Origin of the sequence: Sorangium sp. So ce406, assembly GCF_051474675.1 — a bacterium.
In the GTDB taxonomy this organism is placed as follows: domain Bacteria; phylum Myxococcota_A; class Polyangia; order Polyangiales; family Polyangiaceae; genus Sorangium; species Sorangium cellulosum_G.
The window spans coordinates 10027760-10043616 of the sequence record NZ_CP150340.1 but is presented as its reverse complement, the minus strand read 5'-3'; the positions used below and the strand labels follow the sequence as shown (position 1 = coordinate 10043616).

The window sequence follows — 15857 nt, the reverse complement described above, 5'->3', positions numbered from 1 at the left end:
CCTAGTCCTTCGGGGCGCGGTGACCCTGGCTGGTCAGGAGCTTGTCGATGAGCCCTTGCGAGTAGCTCGACAGCTCGGTGAACACGACCCCCATCCCCTGCGGATCGTCGTGCACGCGCACGACCTCGCCGACGCCCTCGATCGTCTCGATGTCATCCATGATCACGGTGAACCGGAGGTTCACCTTCGTCCCGACGGCGAGCGGCGTCTTCGACCGCACGAACACGCCGGTCCGCGAGATGTTCGTCACGTACTCGTTGATGAACGCGTCATACGACTCGAACTCCTTGTTGATGGTGACGCGCTCTTCCCTGCGTCCCGTCTTCAACGACTCGCCCTCGCTGCTCTCCGGAGAACCCTGATCGTCCGCCATGGCGCCTTACCTGCCTTGCAGATCGAACTGCTCGAGGTGGTACTCCTTCCGGGGTACGAGATCGATCCGGCGCTGGAACAGCCGCTCCGCCTCTTGCACGGCGATGCGCTCGTCGTTCTTCAGGAGGTCGATCACCGCCGGATGCGCGTTCACCACGACCGAGTAGCCGGGCAGGTTCATCCGCTCGCGCCGTATCTGCCTCAGGATCTCGTAGGCGACGGTCTGCTTCGACTGTAGCTGGCCCGTCCCGTCGCAGTAGAAGCACGGCTCGAGGATCGTGCGCCCGAGGCTCTCGCGCGTGCGCTTCCGGGTCATCTCGATCAGGCCCAGATCGGAGATCCGGTTCAACGTGGTCTTCGCCTTGTCCCTGCCGAGCAGCTCCTCGAGGCGGCGCCGCACCTTCTCCCGGTTCTGGGCGCGCTCCATGTCGATGAGGTCGAGGATGATCAGCCCGCCGATGTTGCGGAAGCGGAGCTGATAGGCGATCTCCTCGACCGCCTCCAGGTTCGTGGTCAGGATCGTCTCCTCGAGATCCTTCGAGCCCTTGCCGACGAACCGCCCCGTGTTCACGTCGATCGCGGTGAGCGCCTCGGCCTGATCGATGATCAGGTGGCCGCCCGACGGGAGCGGCACCTTCCGCGACAGCGCGCGCTGGATCTCGTCCTCGATCCCGTACGCGTCGAAGATCGGCTCCGTCCCCTCGTAGAGCTCCACCGCGTCGGCGCGCTCGGGCATGAACATCTCGACGAAGCGCCGCAGGCGGATGTACTCCTCGCGGTCGTCGATCACGATCTTCTCGATGTCGTCGGTGAAGAGGTCGCGCGCGGTCTTCAGCACGAGATCGAGCTCGGTGTAGAGCACCGCCGGCGCCCTCACGCCGCTCTCGCGCTTCTTCGCCACCTCGCCCCAGAGGCGCACGAGGTAGCCGACGTCGGCCTTGAGCTGCTTCTTCGTGAGGCCCTCGGCGAGGGTGCGCACGATGAGCCCGCCCTGGGGGGGCTTCATCGCCTCGATCGCGTCCCGCAGCCGGGAGCGCTCCTTCTCCGAGCCGATGCGCTTGGAGATCCCGATGTGATCGACCGTCGGGAGGTACACGACGTAGCGGCCGGGCAGCGAGATGTGGCTCGTGACCCGGGCGCCCTTGGTCCCGATCGGCTCCTTCGAGATCTGGACGATGACCTCCTGCCCTTCGCGGACGACCTCACGGATCGGGGTCGACTTGGAGATGCGCGGCGGCTCGTTCTGCCAGTTGCGCGAGCCCTGCTGGCCGCGCGCGGCGCCCTTGCCCTTGCCTTCCCGCGGCTGCTCGCGCCCGCGCTCTCGCGCCCGCTGGTCGCGCCCGCCCCGGTCGCGCCCCTCGCGCCCGCCCTGCTGCCCTCGTCCGCCCCGGTCGCGGCCCTCGCGCCCTTCGCGCGGCGCCTCGCGGCCCTCGCGCGGCGTCTCGCGGGCTTCACGCCCTTCGCGCGGCGTCTCGCGGCCCTCGCGCGGCTCGCGGCCTTGGCGCGGCTCGCGGCCCTCGCGCGGCGTCTCGCGTGCTTCCGCGGGAGCCGCCCCCTCGGGCGCGGCGCTGCCGTCCTCCAGGTTGGCGCGCCGATCGCGCGTCCGCCCCGACCGGCGCACCCGCGCGTCCCGCCGCCCGCGCGTGCGCCCGCTGCGCGCCCGCGCCGCCGGCGGCACCTCGTCGCCCGCCGTCGCCGCCGCGGCGGCGCCCTCGGCGGCGACGGCATGCGCGGCAGGCTCGTCCGGCGTGCTTCCCGCCTGCGTCGCCTCCGTCGCGTCGCTGGCCGCGGCGTCGCTCGGCGTCTCCGGGCGCTCTGCGGCGGCGCTCCACACGTCGGCCGCTTCTTCCGGCTGCGGGGAGGCAGGCTCGACGTCGTAGGCGGGCGCGTCGAGCTCGTCGTCCTCCTCGGAGCTCGCTTCGTCCGCCCCCGCCTCGTCGGCGCTCGCCTCGTCGACGTCGCTGCCTCCGCCGGGCGCGACGAGCTCCTCGTCGTCGTCGTCCTCTGCGCTGTCCTGCTCGGGCTCGCCGTCGATCTCCGGCTCCGGGGTGTCGTCGGCCTCATCGAGCGTCACCATCGAGCCCACGCCGGTGAACGCCTGCCCGGAGGGGCTCTCGAGCACGTCGAGCGCCGTGGGCAGGTCGATGGGGACGTCGCTGGTCTCTTCGAGCGAGCCGTCCGCCCCGAGCGCGCCCTCGGCCTCGAGCCCTTCCTCGGCGCCGAAGTCGGCGCCCTCGTGCGCCTCGTGGTGCTCGGCGGCCGCGCCGGGGCTCTCGGGCGCGGCCTCCGCGCCGGCGAGCTCGTGCACCTCGCTTTCTTCGGGTCCTGGCGCCTCGCTGGCGCGCGCGGCGCGACCTCGCGAGGAGGCGCGTTCCTCCTCCGCGGGGCGGCGGTGCCCGGCCAGGTACGCCTCGAAGTCGTCGGGCCGGATGAGATCCTCGACGTGCAGGAAGGCTGCTCGCTCGAGCCCCACGTCGATGAACGCGGCCTGCATCCCGGGCAAAACGCGGCTGACCTTGCCGAGGTAGATGTTTCCGAGCGTCCCCTTGGAGCTCTCCCGCTCGAGATGCAGCTCAGCGATGATCCCGTTTTCGATCAGCGCGACGCGTGTCTCGCGGATGTCCACATTGATGACGAGAAGGTTCTTTCCCATGTCGGATGCCGCACATCGGCGGCGCCGCCAAGCGTTACCACGGGTTGCCCGGGCCATGAAGGCGCAACGCGGCGCGCGCTGCGCGATTGAGGGTGCGGGGCCGGAGGTCGACGAGCCGGGCTGGCCGGCACCTCGTGAGCTACCTCGCGCGTTCGCCGCGCCGCCCCGAGGAACGGCCGCGCCTGCGCCGGGCCGCCCCGGTAGCGGCCCGAGCCGCCGCAGGGCAGGGCGGGGCAGGGACGAGGCGCCTCCGTGGCGCCCCAGGAGCTCGCCGCGGAGCCCCCGGCAGCTCGCCGCGGAGCCCCCGGCGGCGCCCAGCGACCTGCACGGGCACCGCCGAGAGCGCGCCCGCCGAGTGCAGCCACAGCAGATCCCGCGGGGGTGGCGGAGCCCGGACGATAGCCGTCCTGGCAAGGAGCGCACAAAGCGCCGGAGGGGGCGACGCTCCGTCGCCCCCTCCGGGCATGACCCGCGGTGGGCTCAGCGCCTCACTGCTGGCAGAGCGGCTCTTCGGCTGCACCGCAGTTCTCGGGGCACTCCTGGCAAATAGTGCACTTGGCCATCGCGTCGTGGGCCTCCACCACGTCCGCGTTCGCCGTGCGGCACTCCTCGGCGCACGCGGCCGGATCTTCCTGCTCGGAGCAGCGGTCGAGACATCTCACCAGCGCGAAACAGGCGGTGTCCTTCACGCAGGCATCGATGATGTCGTTGCAAGGCCCGTCGGCGGCGCACTTGTAGCAGCCCGTATTCGTGTCGCGGCCGCAGGTATCCTCGGTGTCATCACAGGTCGGGGTCCCGGTCGAGGAAGAGCTCGTGGTGCTCGCGCCACCTTCGCCGCCGTTGCCGCCGTTGCCGCCGTTGCCGCCGTTGCCGCCGCCGTTGCCGCCGTCGCCGCCGGAGCTGCTGCTCCCGCTGGTGGTCGTGGAGCCGTTGCTCGGCGGGTCGGTGCTGTTGTCACCGCATGCCACGAGGGCGCAACCGGAAATCAAAAACGCAGCGAATACCCAAGATTTCATGCTCAATACCTCCACAGAACCCAACCGACCCTTCATTCGTCTACTCGGCGCCCCCCAACGCTCGGCATGCCCGCCAAACCACCCGCTTTCCTGCGCCGGCCCCCGGGTGCACCTGTGCAGATCGTTGGTCAGAGAGAAGCATCGCGCGCGGAGAGAAGAGAGAAAAACAGCCGCGCAAGTGGTTTCTACACGCTTGGGATCGGCCGCGCAACGGCGTCGCTCGCCCCGGCACGCTCCTGCGCACGCGCTCTAAGCCGGTTCGCTGGCCGATCTCTCGCTACGCACGATTCACGCGGGCGTCGCGCCGTCCCAAAATTCTGCTAAAGCGGGATGTTTCCGTGTTTCTTCGGCGGGTTCTTGTCCCGTTTGTCGCGCAGGAGGTCGAGCGCCTGTGCCAGCCGACTGCGGAGCATGCGAGGGTAGATCACCTCGTCAATGAAGCCGAGCCCGGCCGCCTTGTACGGGTTGGCGAATTTCGCCTTGTAGTCCTCGACGAAGCGTGCGCGGGCGGCGGCCGGGTCGGCCGCTTGCTGGATCTCCCGGCGGTACACGATATTCACCGCGCCCTCCGGCGCCATGACGGCGATCTCGGCGGTCGGGAACGCGAGGTTGTAATCGGCGCGGATGTGCTTGGACGCCATGACGTCGTAGGCGCCGCCGTAGGCCTTGCGGGTGATCACCGTCACCTTGGGCACCGTGGCCTCGGCGAAGGCATAGAGGAGCTTCGCGCCGTGAGCGATGATCCCGCCGTATTCTTGGTCGATCCCGGGGAGGAAGCCGGGCACGTCTACGAACGTGACGAGCGGGATATTGAAGCAGTCGCAAAAGCGGACGAACCGCGCCGCCTTGATGCTCGCCTTGATGTCCAGGCAGCCGGCGAGCACCTGAGGCTGGTTCGCGACCACCCCGATGGGCGCGCCCCCGATCCGGGCGAACCCGACCACGATGTTCTGCGCAAAGCGCTCGTGGATCTCGAAGAGATGGCCGTCGTCGACCACGGCGCGCACGACCTGCTTGACGTCGTACGGCTCCGACGACTCCGCGGGGACCATAGCGTCGAGCTCGGGAACTTCGCGGTCCTCGGGATCGGTCGCGGGGCGACGCGGCGGATCCTCGGTGTTGTTCGAGGGCAGGAACGAGAGCAGATCGCGGAGCTGCGCGATCGACGCCCGGTCGTCAGGTGCGATGAGGTGGCATACGCCGCTCCTGGAGGCGTGAGTGCCGGCGCCGCCGAGGTCCTCCTTGGTGACGTCGTCGTCGGTGACCGCCTTGATGACCTCCGGGCCGGTGATGAACATGTAGCTCGTCCGCTCGGTCATCAGGACGAAGTCGGTGATGGCGGGCGAGTAGACGGCCCCGCCCGTGCACGGACCGAGGATCGCGCTGATCTGGGGGACGACGCCGCTCGCGAGCGTGTTGCGGAGGAAGATGTCGGCGTAGCCGGCGAGCGACTCGACCCCCTCCTGGATCCGGGCGCCGCCCGAGTCGTTCAGCCCGATGACCGGGGCGCCGATCTTCATCGCGAGATCCATCACCTTGCAGATCTTCGAGGCGTACGCGCCGGAGAGCGAGCCGCCGATGACGGTGAAGTCCTGCGCGAACACCGCGACCTTGCGCCCGTCGATGAGCCCCCAGCCGGTCACGACGCCGTCGCCGAGGACCTTCTGCTTGTCCATGCCGAAGTCGGCGCACCGGTGGACGATGAACCGGTCGATCTCGACGAACGACCCCGGGTCGAGGAGCAGGTCGATGCGCTCCCGCGCGGAGAGCTTGCCAGCCTCGTGCTGCCTGGCGAGGCGGTCTTTTCCGCCCCCATCGAGCGCGCGGCCGTTCATGGCGTCGAGGCGGGCGAGCGCTGAACGTCTCGGGGCCGTCGGATCCGCCATGCCCGCGCCCTACCACGGACCCCCCCGGGGATCGAAACCCCGCCGCGCGCGGCGCCGCGAGCCCGAGGCCGGCCGATGTCGCGGCCAGCGGGGCGGGCCAGCGACGACAGCGGGGCGCGGTCAGCGGAAACGTGCGAGGCGCGAGGGCGGCGCGAGGCGCGCCAGCGCGCGAAGGGCGCGCGCACGCCCGGGGGCGCGACGAAAAATGACCGCGCTCCGGGGCGGCCTCCACCCTACTCTCTTGCACACGCGAGGGGACACCACGTACCCTGATCGGCGCTCATTGCCGCTAGTAAATGCAGGAATTTCCGACACGTAGACCCTCTGAAGACGGGGACGCCGGGGCTGCCTCCGCCGCTCGGGCCCTGCCGCGCCGCGGCTCCGGCGCGGGCAGCCCGAGCCGGTGTGGCAGCAGCGCGGTCGCCAGCCACGGCACCTGACGTGTGGCGTCTCGTGAGATGCGCAAGGAGCAGCGTCACCGGCAGCCCTGGAGCGCTCGCGGGAGCGTGCTGCCCCTCCGCCTCGCGGCGCCCTGGGGTCGGCGGCCCCAGCGCGGCCTTCCGCCTCGCATCGCAGGGTGAGATCGTTTCGGACGAGAGGTCGCTCGGGTGAAGCTCGCTCAGACGCGTGAGGCTCGTGCCCTGGCCGTCGCCGCCGTGGCGCGAGGGATCATCGAGCCCAACGCTCTTTGGGACATGGCCTGCCGATGGACCCTCGGCGGCGCCTCGACGCCCCAGGAGCTGTTCGAGGGGATCCTCACGCCGGAGCAGCTCGCCGCGCTGCCGGAGCTGCTCGCGCAGGAGGCGCGCCCCCCGCACGTCGCGCGCGCCCTCTCGCCGCAGATCGAGGATCCGGACGCGCTGCGCTTCGACACGCAGCGGGAGATCGACCTGCCCGAAGAGGACGCCGTGGCCGATTTCCCCACGCTCGCGACCTCCGCCACGCGCGCCGTGAACACCGGCGGCAGCCGCTACGAGGTCGGCGAGGCGCTCGGCGCGGGGGGCGCTGGCAAGGTGGTGAAGGCGCGCGACCGGGAGATCGGGCGCGTGGTGGCGCTGAAGACGCTGAAGCCGGGGGCCGAGGCGGACTCCGCGGTCGGCAACCGCTTCCTGACGGAGGCGCGCATCACGGCGCAGCTCGAGCACCCGAACATCATCCCGGTCTACGACCTGGGCACGCTGCCGAACGGGCAGCCCTACTACTCGATGCGGGTCGTCAAGCGGCAGAGCCTGCAGAACGTGCTGACGAACCCCGAGCTCCGCAGGCAGTGGCCCCTCGTCCGGCTCATCGGCGCGTTCGTGCAGATCTCGCGGGCGCTGGCTTACGCGCACCGGCGCGGCGTCGTGCACCGCGACATCAAGCCGGAGAACGTGCTGCTCGGTGACTACGGCGAGGTGTACCTGGGCGACTGGGGCAACGCGAAGCTGCTCTCGAGGACGGAGGTGAGCGAGCCGATCTCCATCGATCCGAGCGGGCAGGACTTCGGCCGGAAGCGGCACGAGGCGCTCGCGAGCGCGCTGTCGGGCACGCCCGGTTACATCGCGCCGGAGCAGATCCGGGGGGATCACAAGCGGATCGATCACCGCGCGGACATCTTCGCGCTCGGCGTGGTGCTCTACGAGATCCTCACCGGCGAGCACCCGTTCGACGCGCCGACGGTGCTCGCCGTGATCCTCGCGACGCAGACGCGCGACCCCAAGCCGCCGCGCTCGATCGCGCCGAGCTGCCCGCTGCTGCTCGAGGATCTCTGCCTGGCGATGCTCGCGAAGGATCCGGACCAGCGGCCGCCGACCGCCGACCGCGTCGCGGCGGAGGCCGAGGCGTTCCTCGAGGGCGCCAAGGAGCGGATGCGCCGGCGCGAGGAGGCGATCAAGCTCTGCGAGCTCGCCAAGGCCCCGCTCGAGCGCGATCGGCGGCTCGACAGCGAGCGCGAGCGGCTCGTCGAGGAGGCGCGCCGGCTGCTCAAGGACGTCAAGGAGTACGAGCCGATCGAGCGCAAGCGCGCGGGCTGGCAGCTCGAGGACAGGGCCGCCGGGGTGGAGCGCGAGCAGGCGCGCGCCGCGGCCGAGGCGATCGATCTCTACACGAAGGCGCTCGCGTACGATCCGGATCTGGTCGAGGCGCGCTCCGGGCTCGCGGATCTCTACTGGTCGCGCGCGGTGCGGGCGGACCAGGAGCACCAGCACGCGGCGCGCATCTACCACGAGGCGCTCGTGGCGGAGTTCGACGTGGGGCGCTACGCCGCGCTGCTCACCGCCGATTCGGTCCTCTCGATCGACTCATCGCCGCCCGGCGCGAGCGTCGTCGCGTACCGCTACGTCGAGAAGGATCGCATCCTCGTGGCCAGCGAGGAGCGCTCGCTCGGCCGCACGCCGCTGCGCGAGGTGCACCTCAAGCCGGGCAGCTACCTCTTCGTCCTGAAGCGCGCCGGCTACCGGGACGTGCGGTACCCGCTGCTGCTCAAGCGGGGCACCCACCACCGCGCCGAGGTGAACCTCTACACCGACGCGGAGATCGGCGAGGGGTTCGTCTACATCCCTGGGGGCTCCTTCATCGCGGGCGGCGACGCGCAGGCCTACGATCCGCTCCGGCGCGCCGAGCTCCACGTCCCCGACTTCGCGATCGCGAAGTTCCCGGTCTCCTTCCGCGAGTACTGCGAGTTCCTGAACGAGCTCGAGGCGCACGATCTCGATCTCGCGCTGAAGCGCGCCCCGCACGGGACGCGCGGCTCCGAGGGCTACGTCGCGCGGCCCGCCAGCAGCGGCGGCTGGGAGCCCTTGCCCACCGTGGTCGAGGGCGACGCGCTGAAGCGGTTCCCGGTGGAGGAGGGGCACCTCTGGAACCTCCCCGTCATCCTCATCGACTGGTTCGACGCCGTGGCCTACTGCCGTTTCCGGAGCGAGCGCGACGGCCTTGATGTCCGCCTCCCCACCGAGCTGGAGTGGGAGAAGGCGGCGCGCGGGACCGACGGCCGGTTCTACCCGTGGGGGGATCATTTCGACCCGACGTTCTGCCTGATGCGCTCGTCGCGCCCCTTCCTGGCGCAGCCGGAGCCGGTGGGGACCTTCCCCATCGACACCTCGCCCTATGGCGTGCGCGACATGGCGGGCGGCGTGCGCGAGTGGGTCGCCGACGTGAGCGGCGAGCGCTCGTGGGCGGAGACGTCGCGCGAGATCGAGTCGGCGGTCGACGCAGGCGGGGACGCGCCGCCGTGGCGCATCGCCCGCTCGGGGAGCTGGTCCGCGGACTCGCAGCAGTGCAGGAGCGCCTCGCGCACCCGCTTCTTCGGGATCACGCGGGCCCTGAACCTGTCGTTCCGGATCGCGAAGCCGCTCTCGCGCGGCCCGGCTCGCTGAGCCGGAAGCTCAGCCGCCGGGCGGCGACGGGGGGTCGACGTACTCGACCTCGACGCCGCGGTGGGTCCGGAGGACGGTCCGCCCTGGCCGGCGATCGACGATGTACTCGGGGCCGACGGGCACCTTGCCCATCCCTCCGGGCGTATCCACGATCAGCTTCGGCAGGGCGATGCCGGTGAGCCGGCCCTGGAGCTGCTCCATGAGCGAGACGCCGGTCGCGAGCGGCGTGCGCAGGTGCGCGGTGCCGCGCACCGGGTCCATCTGGAGCAGGTAGTACGGGCGCACGCGCCAGCGCACGAGCCCCCGGAAGAGCGTCGCCAGCGTCGCGGCGTCGTCGTTGATGCCGCGCAGCAGCACCGTCTGGTTCATCACGGGGAAGCCGTGGTCCACGAGCCGCTTGCACGCGCGCTCGGCGGCGGGCGTGAGCTCCTTCGGGTGGTTGAAGTGCGTCATCACCCAGAGCGGGTGGTGCGGCTTCAGCGCGCGCACGAGCTCCGTGGTGATCCGCTGCGGCAGCGTGACGGGTACGCGCGTGGCGATGCGGATCGTCTCGACGCTCGGCACCTGCCGCAGCCGGGCGATGAGCCGCACGATGCGGTCCGTCGAGACGGCCAGCGGATCGCCGCCGCTCACGATGACGTCGCGCACCTCTGGGTGCGCCTCGAGGTAGGCCATGGCGGGCGCGAGCCGATCGAGCGCCACCGCGCCGCCGCCGTCGCCGACCATGCGCGAGCGGGTGCAGAAGCGGCAGTAGACGGCGCAGCGGTCGGTCGCGAGCAGCAGCGCGCGATCCGGGTAGCGCTGCACCAGGTGCGGCGCGACCTCGTGCGCGACCTCGCCGAGCGGGTCGACCAGATCGCCGGGCACCTCGGCGGCCTCGTCGGCGAGCGGCACGCACTGCCGTCGGATCGGGCATGCCGGATCGCCCTTGTCGCAGAGGCTCAGGTAGTAGGGGGTGACGCGGATGGGCAGCCCGGCCTTCTCGGCGCGCCGCGCGCCTGCGAGCTCCTCCGGCGTCAGCGACAGCGCCCGGTGGAGGTCGTCGGCGCTCGAGAGCGCGCGGCGAAGCTGCCACGTCCAGTCGCGCTTCCGCGTCCTCGCGCGATCCGGCCGCGCCTCCTGCTGCGCGCTCGCTGCGAGCGGCGCCGGGGGCTCCGGCGGCGCGACGGCGCGGACCTCCGCGCCCTCCTTGCCGGGCCGGCGGGCGAGCTGCGCGGCGGCGACGAGCTCGCTACTTGCCCGCATCGCTCGCCGGTGCCGCGACATCTCCAGACTTCTCCGGCCGCGGCGCGCTGGGCTTCGTGGGATCGGGCTGCGGCGCGCTCGCGGGCGCCGCGAGCTGCTCCGGCAGCTTCACCGAGGCGAGCGCCGCGTCGTTGATCTCGACGGGGAACTTCTTTCGCAGCTCCTCCTCGAGGGCGCGCTCCTGGTCCTGCAGTTTCTGCTGGAGGATCGCGACGCGGATGGATCGCTCGGCCTCGGCGAGCTCGCGCCGGTGTCCGCCTGTCAGCCCGCTCAGGCGGACGATGTAGAACCGGCCGTCCGCCTCGACGAGCGTGTCGCTGACGGCGCCGACGCTGCCGATCTGGAACGCGGCTGCGCGGACGGGCTCTGGCACCTGGGGGTGAGCGCCACGCGGATCGCCGGGAGGGCTGACGATCCCGAGCTCCCCCGCGAGGTCGAGCGGCGGGCTCGCGCTCTTGTCCCTGGGCGCCGTGAGCGAGTGCTTGAGGAAGAGCTCTCCCCATGCGCTGCTGCTCCCGGCCTTCTGTGCCTCCTTGAGGACCTTCTCGCCGAGCGCCCTGTCGCCGACCACGATGGCGGCGACGCGCCTCCGCTCGGGCTCGCTGAACTTGTCGGCGTTCGCCTCGTAGTACGCGCGCACCTCGGACGCGGGGATGTCGGCGGGCGCGGGCAGGCCTTTCCGCGCCTGCCCGATCATCGCCTCGCGGAGGAGCTGCCGGATCGCGTCCTCGACCGCGGAGTCGTTGTCGAGGCCCCGGCGCCTGGCCTCCAGCGCGAGCAGCTCCGCGTCGATGATCTCGCTGAGCAGCTCGCGGCGCCGCTCCTTCGTCTGGTACCGGAGCCGATCGAACTGATCCATCCGCTCCAGCGTCCTGCCGAAGTCGCCGAGCGTGATCACCCGGTCGCCGACCTTCGCGAGCACGCGCGCCGACTGCTCGGCGGTCAGCCCGAACACCGGGTCGCCCGCGTCGGCCGGGACCTGGAGGGCGGGTTCATCGCAGCCTGCGACGAGCGCGGCGAGCGAGATGGCGAGCAGGGGTCGGCGCACCGGAGCTCGGGTCATTGCTGGCTCGGGGTGTAGCACGGTTTCCTCGCGGCTCGAGGGCGCGCCGGCCGCGTTCCGGTCGGCGCGCCGGCGGGTGCCCCACCGCGCCGAGCGCACCAGCGCGCTCGCGCTCAGTCGACGATCGTGCCGATCTCCTCGCCCCTGCAGACGCGGAGGATGTTGCCGCGGGTCGTGAGCTTGAACACCCGGATCGGCATCTTGTTCTCGCGGCAGAGCGTGACCGCCGTGGAGTCCATGACGCCGATCCGGTCCGCGAGGAAGCGGTCGTAGCTCAGGTGCGCGAACATCTGCGCGCCCTCGTGGCGCACCGGATCGCGGTCGTAGATGCCCTCGACCTTGGTCGCCTTGAACAGCGCCTGCGCCTGGATCTCCATGGCCCGCAGCGCCGCTGCCGTGTCGGTCGAGAAGAACGGGTTGCCGGTGCCCGCGGCGAAGATGACGATGCTGCCCTTCTCGAGGTGGCGCATCGCCCGGCGGCGGATGTACGGCTCGGCGACCTGCCGGATCTCGATCGCGGTCATCACGCGCGTCGGCACGCCGGTCTTCTCGAGCGCGTCCTGCAGGGCCAGCGCGTTGATCACCGTGGCGAGCATGCCCATGTAGTCGCTCTGGGAGCGGTCCATCCCCGCGCTCGCGCCCTTCAGCCCGCGGAAGATGTTGCCGCCGCCCACGACGATCGCGATCTGCACTCCCATGCGCTGGAGCTCGGCGATCTCGGCGGCCACGTGGTGGAGCGTCTCGGGACGTATGCCGAACCCGCCCTCTTCGCCGCAGAGCGCCTCACCGCTCAGCTTCAGCACGATGCGGCGGTACTTCAGCCCGGGGGCCGGGCGGGGGGGAGGGGGTAGAAGGGAGTCCTGCTCAGCGGCCACGGTCGCATCTCGTAGTCGGGACGTGCGCGGAGGGCAATGTGCAACGCGTCATGTCGACCGGATGAAGCCGCAGCGCCACGCCCCGACGGAACACGCCCAGCCGACGGCAGACCAGCCGACCCGACCGCCGGGCGGCATGCGCCTTGCGGTCTCTGGACGAGGGCGCTACTCTCGGCGCCCCTATGGCACGTGTAACTGTGGAAGACTGCCTCGAGCGCGAGGAAAATCGGTTCGCTCTCGTCGTGCTCGCGGCCAACCGGACGCGGCAGCTCATGAAGGGCGCGGACACCCTCGTGAAGACGAAGAACAAGCCTGCCGTGACGAGCCTTCGAGAGATCGCGGCGGGCAAGGTCCACTTCCACCGGAGCTCCCACGAGGTCGTGTCCGAGTGGCTCCAGCAGATGAACGCTGGCGGCCAGCGTTGATGGCGGATGGCGCGCCGGACGAGCGTGCCCCGGTGATGCACGCGCTCCGTGAGCGCCCCACCCCAGAGCTCGCGCTCGTCGTCGTGCCAGCGCTGAGCTTGAGCCGTCGCTTCGCATGAAAGGGGCAGCCCCGACGAGGTCACGGCGCGCTTCGAGCTCCGTCCAGCGTCGCGATCCGGAGCTCGAGGCGGGGACGTCGGCCCACTACGAGGACCCGGCGTACTACGCGAAGACCTACGCGCGGCGTACGGACGACGTACGTTACTACGTCGACCTGGCCGTGGCGTCCGCGGGGCCGGTGCTCGAGTACGGCTGTGGCAACGGGCGCATCACGCTACCCGTCGCGAGGACGGGGGTCCGGATCACGGGCGTGGATCTGTCGGCGCCGATGCTCGGCGATCTGCGCGCGCAGCTCGGGCGAGAGGCGCGCGACGTTGCCTCCCGCGTGAGCCTCCGGCGCGGCGACATGCGGTCGCTGCGGCTGGGGCGCCGCTTTCCGCTCGTGATCTGCCCGTTCAACGCCTTCCTGCACCTCTACACGCGCGCGGACGTGGAGCGCTTCCTTGCGCGAGCCCGCGAGCACCTGACGCCGCGGGGCGAGCTCGTCTTCGACGTCTCCATGCCCGAGCCGGCCGAGCTCGCGCGCGACCCGGATCGCGCCTACGCCACGCCGCGCTTCCGGTATCCCACGAACGACGGCCCAGGCGAGGTCGTCCGGTACACGGAGCGGTTCGACTACGACAAGGTCCGGCAGATCCTGTTCGTTTCCATGGAGTTCTCGCCCGTCGCCGGAGGCGAGCGCTGGATGACGCCGCTCGCGCACCGGCAGTTCTACCCGCAGGAGCTCGAAGCCTTGCTCCACTACAACGGCTTCGAGCTCACGGAGCTCCGCAGCGATTTTTCCGCAGCGCCGCCTGACAACCAGACGAGCATGCTGCTGTACCACTGCCGCCCGCGGCGAACAGCGCGCGCTGGCCGCCGCCAGGGCTGACCGCACGGCGCGCTGCCGGCTTCCGGGAGCCGCGCAACGAACGCAGGGCTCCGGGCGAAGCTCTGGCGAGCCACACCCGGTCAGCAGCCGAAAAGCCGGCGCGGGATCGTCGCCGAAGCCGCGGCGGAACGAGCCGACCAAGCGCCGCGCTGAGCGCGGCTGCGACGTGGAGGCTCAGACCCCGATGTAGAGCCGGTGGGCGAAGTTGCGCTCGAGCTTGGCGCGCAGCACCTTCTCCGCCGCCGTCTCGATGTCGTACTCGACGCGCTTGAATTCGAAGCGCTTCGTGTCGCTGTCGTAGATCGTGTAGCTCGCGCGGTTGTCGTAGTCCCGCGGCTGTCCCACCGACCCGACGCTCACGATGTACTTGCGGCCCTGCTCGAGCTGGAAGTCCACCGCGGGGAGCTCCTCGACGCTGGTCGGCGTCAGGGCGAACACCTTGCAGAGGTGGGAGTGGCCGATCAGCGTGATGTGACCGAGCTCGTTCCACATGGGGAGGCACTCGCGCGCCTGCTCGGGGGCGAAGATGTACTCGAACTCCTCGAGGCGGACGGGCGAGCCGTGGCAGAGGTCGACGTTGATGTCCGTCAACTTCTCCTGGTACGTCAGGCTCCGAAGCCAGGCTGCGTTCTCCGAGGAGAGCATCGCAGCGTGCGTGTCAAGCGCCTGCCGAGCGGCCTCGTAGTAGTACGAGTAGTCCATCCGCCCTGCGACCGCTGCGTCATGGTTGCCGAGGATCGTCTTCTTGGCGACCTTGCGGACGAGATCGGCGCACTCGTTTGGCGAACCGCCGTAGCCGACCGTGTCCCCGAGGCAGTAGTACACGTCGATGCGTTCGTGGCGGTACGACTCGAGCACAGCGCTAAGCGCCTCGTAGTTGGCGTGGGTATCGCTGAAGATCCCGAGTCTCATTTCGACGCGAGGGCGGAGCTTAGCACGAAGGCCTCGACTTCCGTTAGGAATTCAAATCCGAATCCACAGCCGGGCCGGTCGGGCCGGAGCTGGGAGCTTGTGATCCCGGTTCCCCGGATCCCCGCTCCTCGGAGAACGTCCGGTGGCCCATACTTCCGCTGCACCCGGGACCTCGTTGAGGCCCCGAGCCCGGCCGCTCGTCTTGGCGATCTCGTCGATCTCGTCGATTTCGTCGACCTTGTCGCGCTGGTCGATGTCGCCGAGCTTGCGGAGACGCTCCCAGCACCATCGCGATGATGACGAGCGGCCACCCGCACCGGAGAAGGATAGCGTGGAGCCCATGAATACCAAACAGAACGGTGCAGGTTCCTCTCCGATTTCTGCGGAGCGGTCGGCCACGTCTGCTCTGTCCGCCGCGGCTGTCGCGCCGCCGCCGCCCGTCGTGGAGGATCTCGCCGAGGGGTGCGTGCGGTTTGTGGAGCGCGCGCTGGGCGTACGGCTTGACTATCGGCCGGAGACCTTGCCCGTGCTCGACCACTACCTCGAGCAGGCGCGTAGGGCGACGTCGGAAAAGGTCGAGGCGTTGCCGGTGGTCGCGCACATGGCGGGCGTCTATTTCGGCGAGGTCATCCGACGCCGGTACCCGTCGTGGTGGCGGATGGACGGCGAAGACCCGACGTACTGGCAGGTCGAGTTCGGGTCGGTGTACCTCGCGTTCAGCCCCGTGCTCTTCGTCCGCGAGGCGCTCACGCGGGAGCCTGGCGCCGAGGCCGCGCGGGATCCGGCGGAAGACCCCCTGAGCGGCGATCCTGCGGCGCTCGAGCTGGAGGACGACGACCGCGAGGCGGTCGCGGCCAGGCTGGCCGAGCTGCCGCCGGTCTCGGAGGACGAGTACTACGCGCCGTCGACGCGGCTCGAGGTGATCGACATCGCCGTCGACGCGATCCGCTCGCGCCGGCTCGCCGCCGGGGATGAGACCGACGCCGCGCTCGAGCCGGGCGACTACGAGCGCGACCGCGACTGAGCGGGGGGCCGCTGCGCGCAAGCGCACCGCGCGCTCCGC

The 15857-nt window shown here is 70.9% G+C and carries 12 protein-coding genes; 4 read left to right on the top strand and 8 right to left on the bottom strand.

All coding sequences use genetic code 11. From position 1 onward, the window contains the following. Position 1 precedes the first annotated feature (1 nt). From WME96_RS37610 to WME96_RS37595, 4 genes are all read right to left on the bottom strand, one after another. Positions 2-373: a PilZ domain-containing protein gene (locus WME96_RS37610; protein WP_437286389.1), complete on the bottom strand. Its 372-nt coding sequence runs from the start codon at positions 371-373 to the stop codon at positions 2-4. Positions 374-379: 6 nt separating this feature from the next. Next, complete coding sequence (locus tag WME96_RS37605; protein ID WP_437286388.1) at positions 380-3025, bottom strand: Rne/Rng family ribonuclease; 2646 nt, start codon at positions 3023-3025, stop codon at positions 380-382. A 488-nt stretch (positions 3026-3513) separates the two neighbouring features. Beyond that, positions 3514-4041: a hypothetical protein gene (locus tag WME96_RS37600; RefSeq protein WP_437286387.1), complete on the bottom strand. Its 528-nt coding sequence runs from the start codon at positions 4039-4041 to the stop codon at positions 3514-3516. A 320-nt stretch (positions 4042-4361) separates the two neighbouring features. After that, positions 4362-5927, bottom strand: a complete 1566-nt coding sequence (locus tag WME96_RS37595; RefSeq protein ID WP_437286386.1) for an acyl-CoA carboxylase subunit beta — start codon at positions 5925-5927, stop codon at positions 4362-4364. Between the two features lie 695 nt (positions 5928-6622). On the opposite strand from WME96_RS37595, the gene WME96_RS37590 reads away from it, so the two are divergent. Then, entirely contained in the window at positions 6623-9283 is a 2661-nt protein-coding gene (locus WME96_RS37590) for a protein kinase domain-containing protein (protein WP_437286385.1), read from the top strand. Between the two features lie 9 nt (positions 9284-9292). Here the strand turns inward: WME96_RS37590 and WME96_RS37585 are convergent, their stop codons facing one another. The 3 genes from WME96_RS37585 to pyrH all read right to left on the bottom strand — a co-directional run bounded on the left by WME96_RS37585 (position 9293) and on the right by pyrH (position 12466). Then, complete coding sequence (locus WME96_RS37585) at positions 9293-10528, bottom strand: KamA family radical SAM protein (RefSeq protein WP_437286384.1); 1236 nt, start codon at positions 10526-10528, stop codon at positions 9293-9295. After that, on the bottom strand, positions 10515-11591 hold the full coding sequence (locus tag WME96_RS37580; protein WP_437286383.1) for a peptidylprolyl isomerase: 1077 nt from the start codon (positions 11589-11591) through the stop codon (positions 10515-10517). Before WME96_RS37580 ends, WME96_RS37585 begins: the two co-directional genes overlap by 14 nt. Before the next feature lie 113 nt (positions 11592-11704). Then, positions 11705-12466: a UMP kinase gene (gene pyrH, locus WME96_RS37575; protein WP_437286382.1), complete on the bottom strand. Its 762-nt coding sequence runs from the start codon at positions 12464-12466 to the stop codon at positions 11705-11707. Positions 12467-12648: 182 nt separating this feature from the next. On the opposite strand from pyrH, the gene rpoZ reads away from it, so the two are divergent. Next, on the top strand, positions 12649-12891 hold the full coding sequence (rpoZ, locus tag WME96_RS37570) for a DNA-directed RNA polymerase subunit omega (RefSeq protein WP_061611097.1): 243 nt from the start codon (positions 12649-12651) through the stop codon (positions 12889-12891). A 115-nt stretch (positions 12892-13006) separates the two neighbouring features. Further along, entirely contained in the window at positions 13007-13882 is an 876-nt protein-coding gene (locus WME96_RS37565; RefSeq protein ID WP_437286381.1) for a class I SAM-dependent methyltransferase, read from the top strand. A gap of 174 nt (positions 13883-14056) precedes the next feature. Here WME96_RS37565 and WME96_RS37560 read toward each other — a convergent pair whose 3' ends face one another. Then, entirely contained in the window at positions 14057-14794 is a 738-nt protein-coding gene (locus WME96_RS37560) for a metallophosphoesterase family protein (protein WP_061611099.1), read from the bottom strand. Between the two features lie 340 nt (positions 14795-15134). Here WME96_RS37560 and WME96_RS37555 point away from each other — a divergent pair, with 340 nt between their 5' ends. After that, complete coding sequence (locus WME96_RS37555; RefSeq protein WP_437286380.1) at positions 15135-15818, top strand: hypothetical protein; 684 nt, start codon at positions 15135-15137, stop codon at positions 15816-15818. The last annotated feature ends 39 nt before the right edge of the window (positions 15819-15857 follow it).

Excerpts from the sequence above, each read along its gene's own strand:
- WME96_RS37610 (WP_437286389.1), bottom strand. The coding sequence starts at position 373 with ATGGCGGACGATCAGGGTTCTCCGGAGAGCAGCGAGGGCGAGTCGTTG.
- WME96_RS37605 (WP_437286388.1), bottom strand. The coding sequence starts at position 3,025 with ATGGGAAAGAACCTTCTCGTCATCAATGTGGACATCCGCGAGACACGC.
- WME96_RS37600 (WP_437286387.1), bottom strand. The coding sequence starts at position 4,041 with ATGAAATCTTGGGTATTCGCTGCGTTTTTGATTTCCGGTTGCGCCCTC.
- WME96_RS37595 (WP_437286386.1), bottom strand. The coding sequence starts at position 5,927 with ATGGCGGATCCGACGGCCCCGAGACGTTCAGCGCTCGCCCGCCTCGAC.
- WME96_RS37590 (WP_437286385.1), top strand. The coding sequence starts at position 6,623 with ATGGCCTGCCGATGGACCCTCGGCGGCGCCTCGACGCCCCAGGAGCTG.
- WME96_RS37585 (WP_437286384.1), bottom strand. The coding sequence starts at position 10,528 with ATGCGGGCAAGTAGCGAGCTCGTCGCCGCCGCGCAGCTCGCCCGCCGG.
- WME96_RS37580 (WP_437286383.1), bottom strand. The coding sequence starts at position 11,591 with ATGACCCGAGCTCCGGTGCGCCGACCCCTGCTCGCCATCTCGCTCGCC.
- rpoZ (WP_061611097.1), top strand. The coding sequence starts at position 12,649 with ATGGCACGTGTAACTGTGGAAGACTGCCTCGAGCGCGAGGAAAATCGG.
- WME96_RS37565 (WP_437286381.1), top strand. The coding sequence starts at position 13,007 with ATGAAAGGGGCAGCCCCGACGAGGTCACGGCGCGCTTCGAGCTCCGTC.
- WME96_RS37560 (WP_061611099.1), bottom strand. The coding sequence starts at position 14,794 with ATGAGACTCGGGATCTTCAGCGATACCCACGCCAACTACGAGGCGCTT.
- WME96_RS37555 (WP_437286380.1), top strand. The coding sequence starts at position 15,135 with ATGAATACCAAACAGAACGGTGCAGGTTCCTCTCCGATTTCTGCGGAG.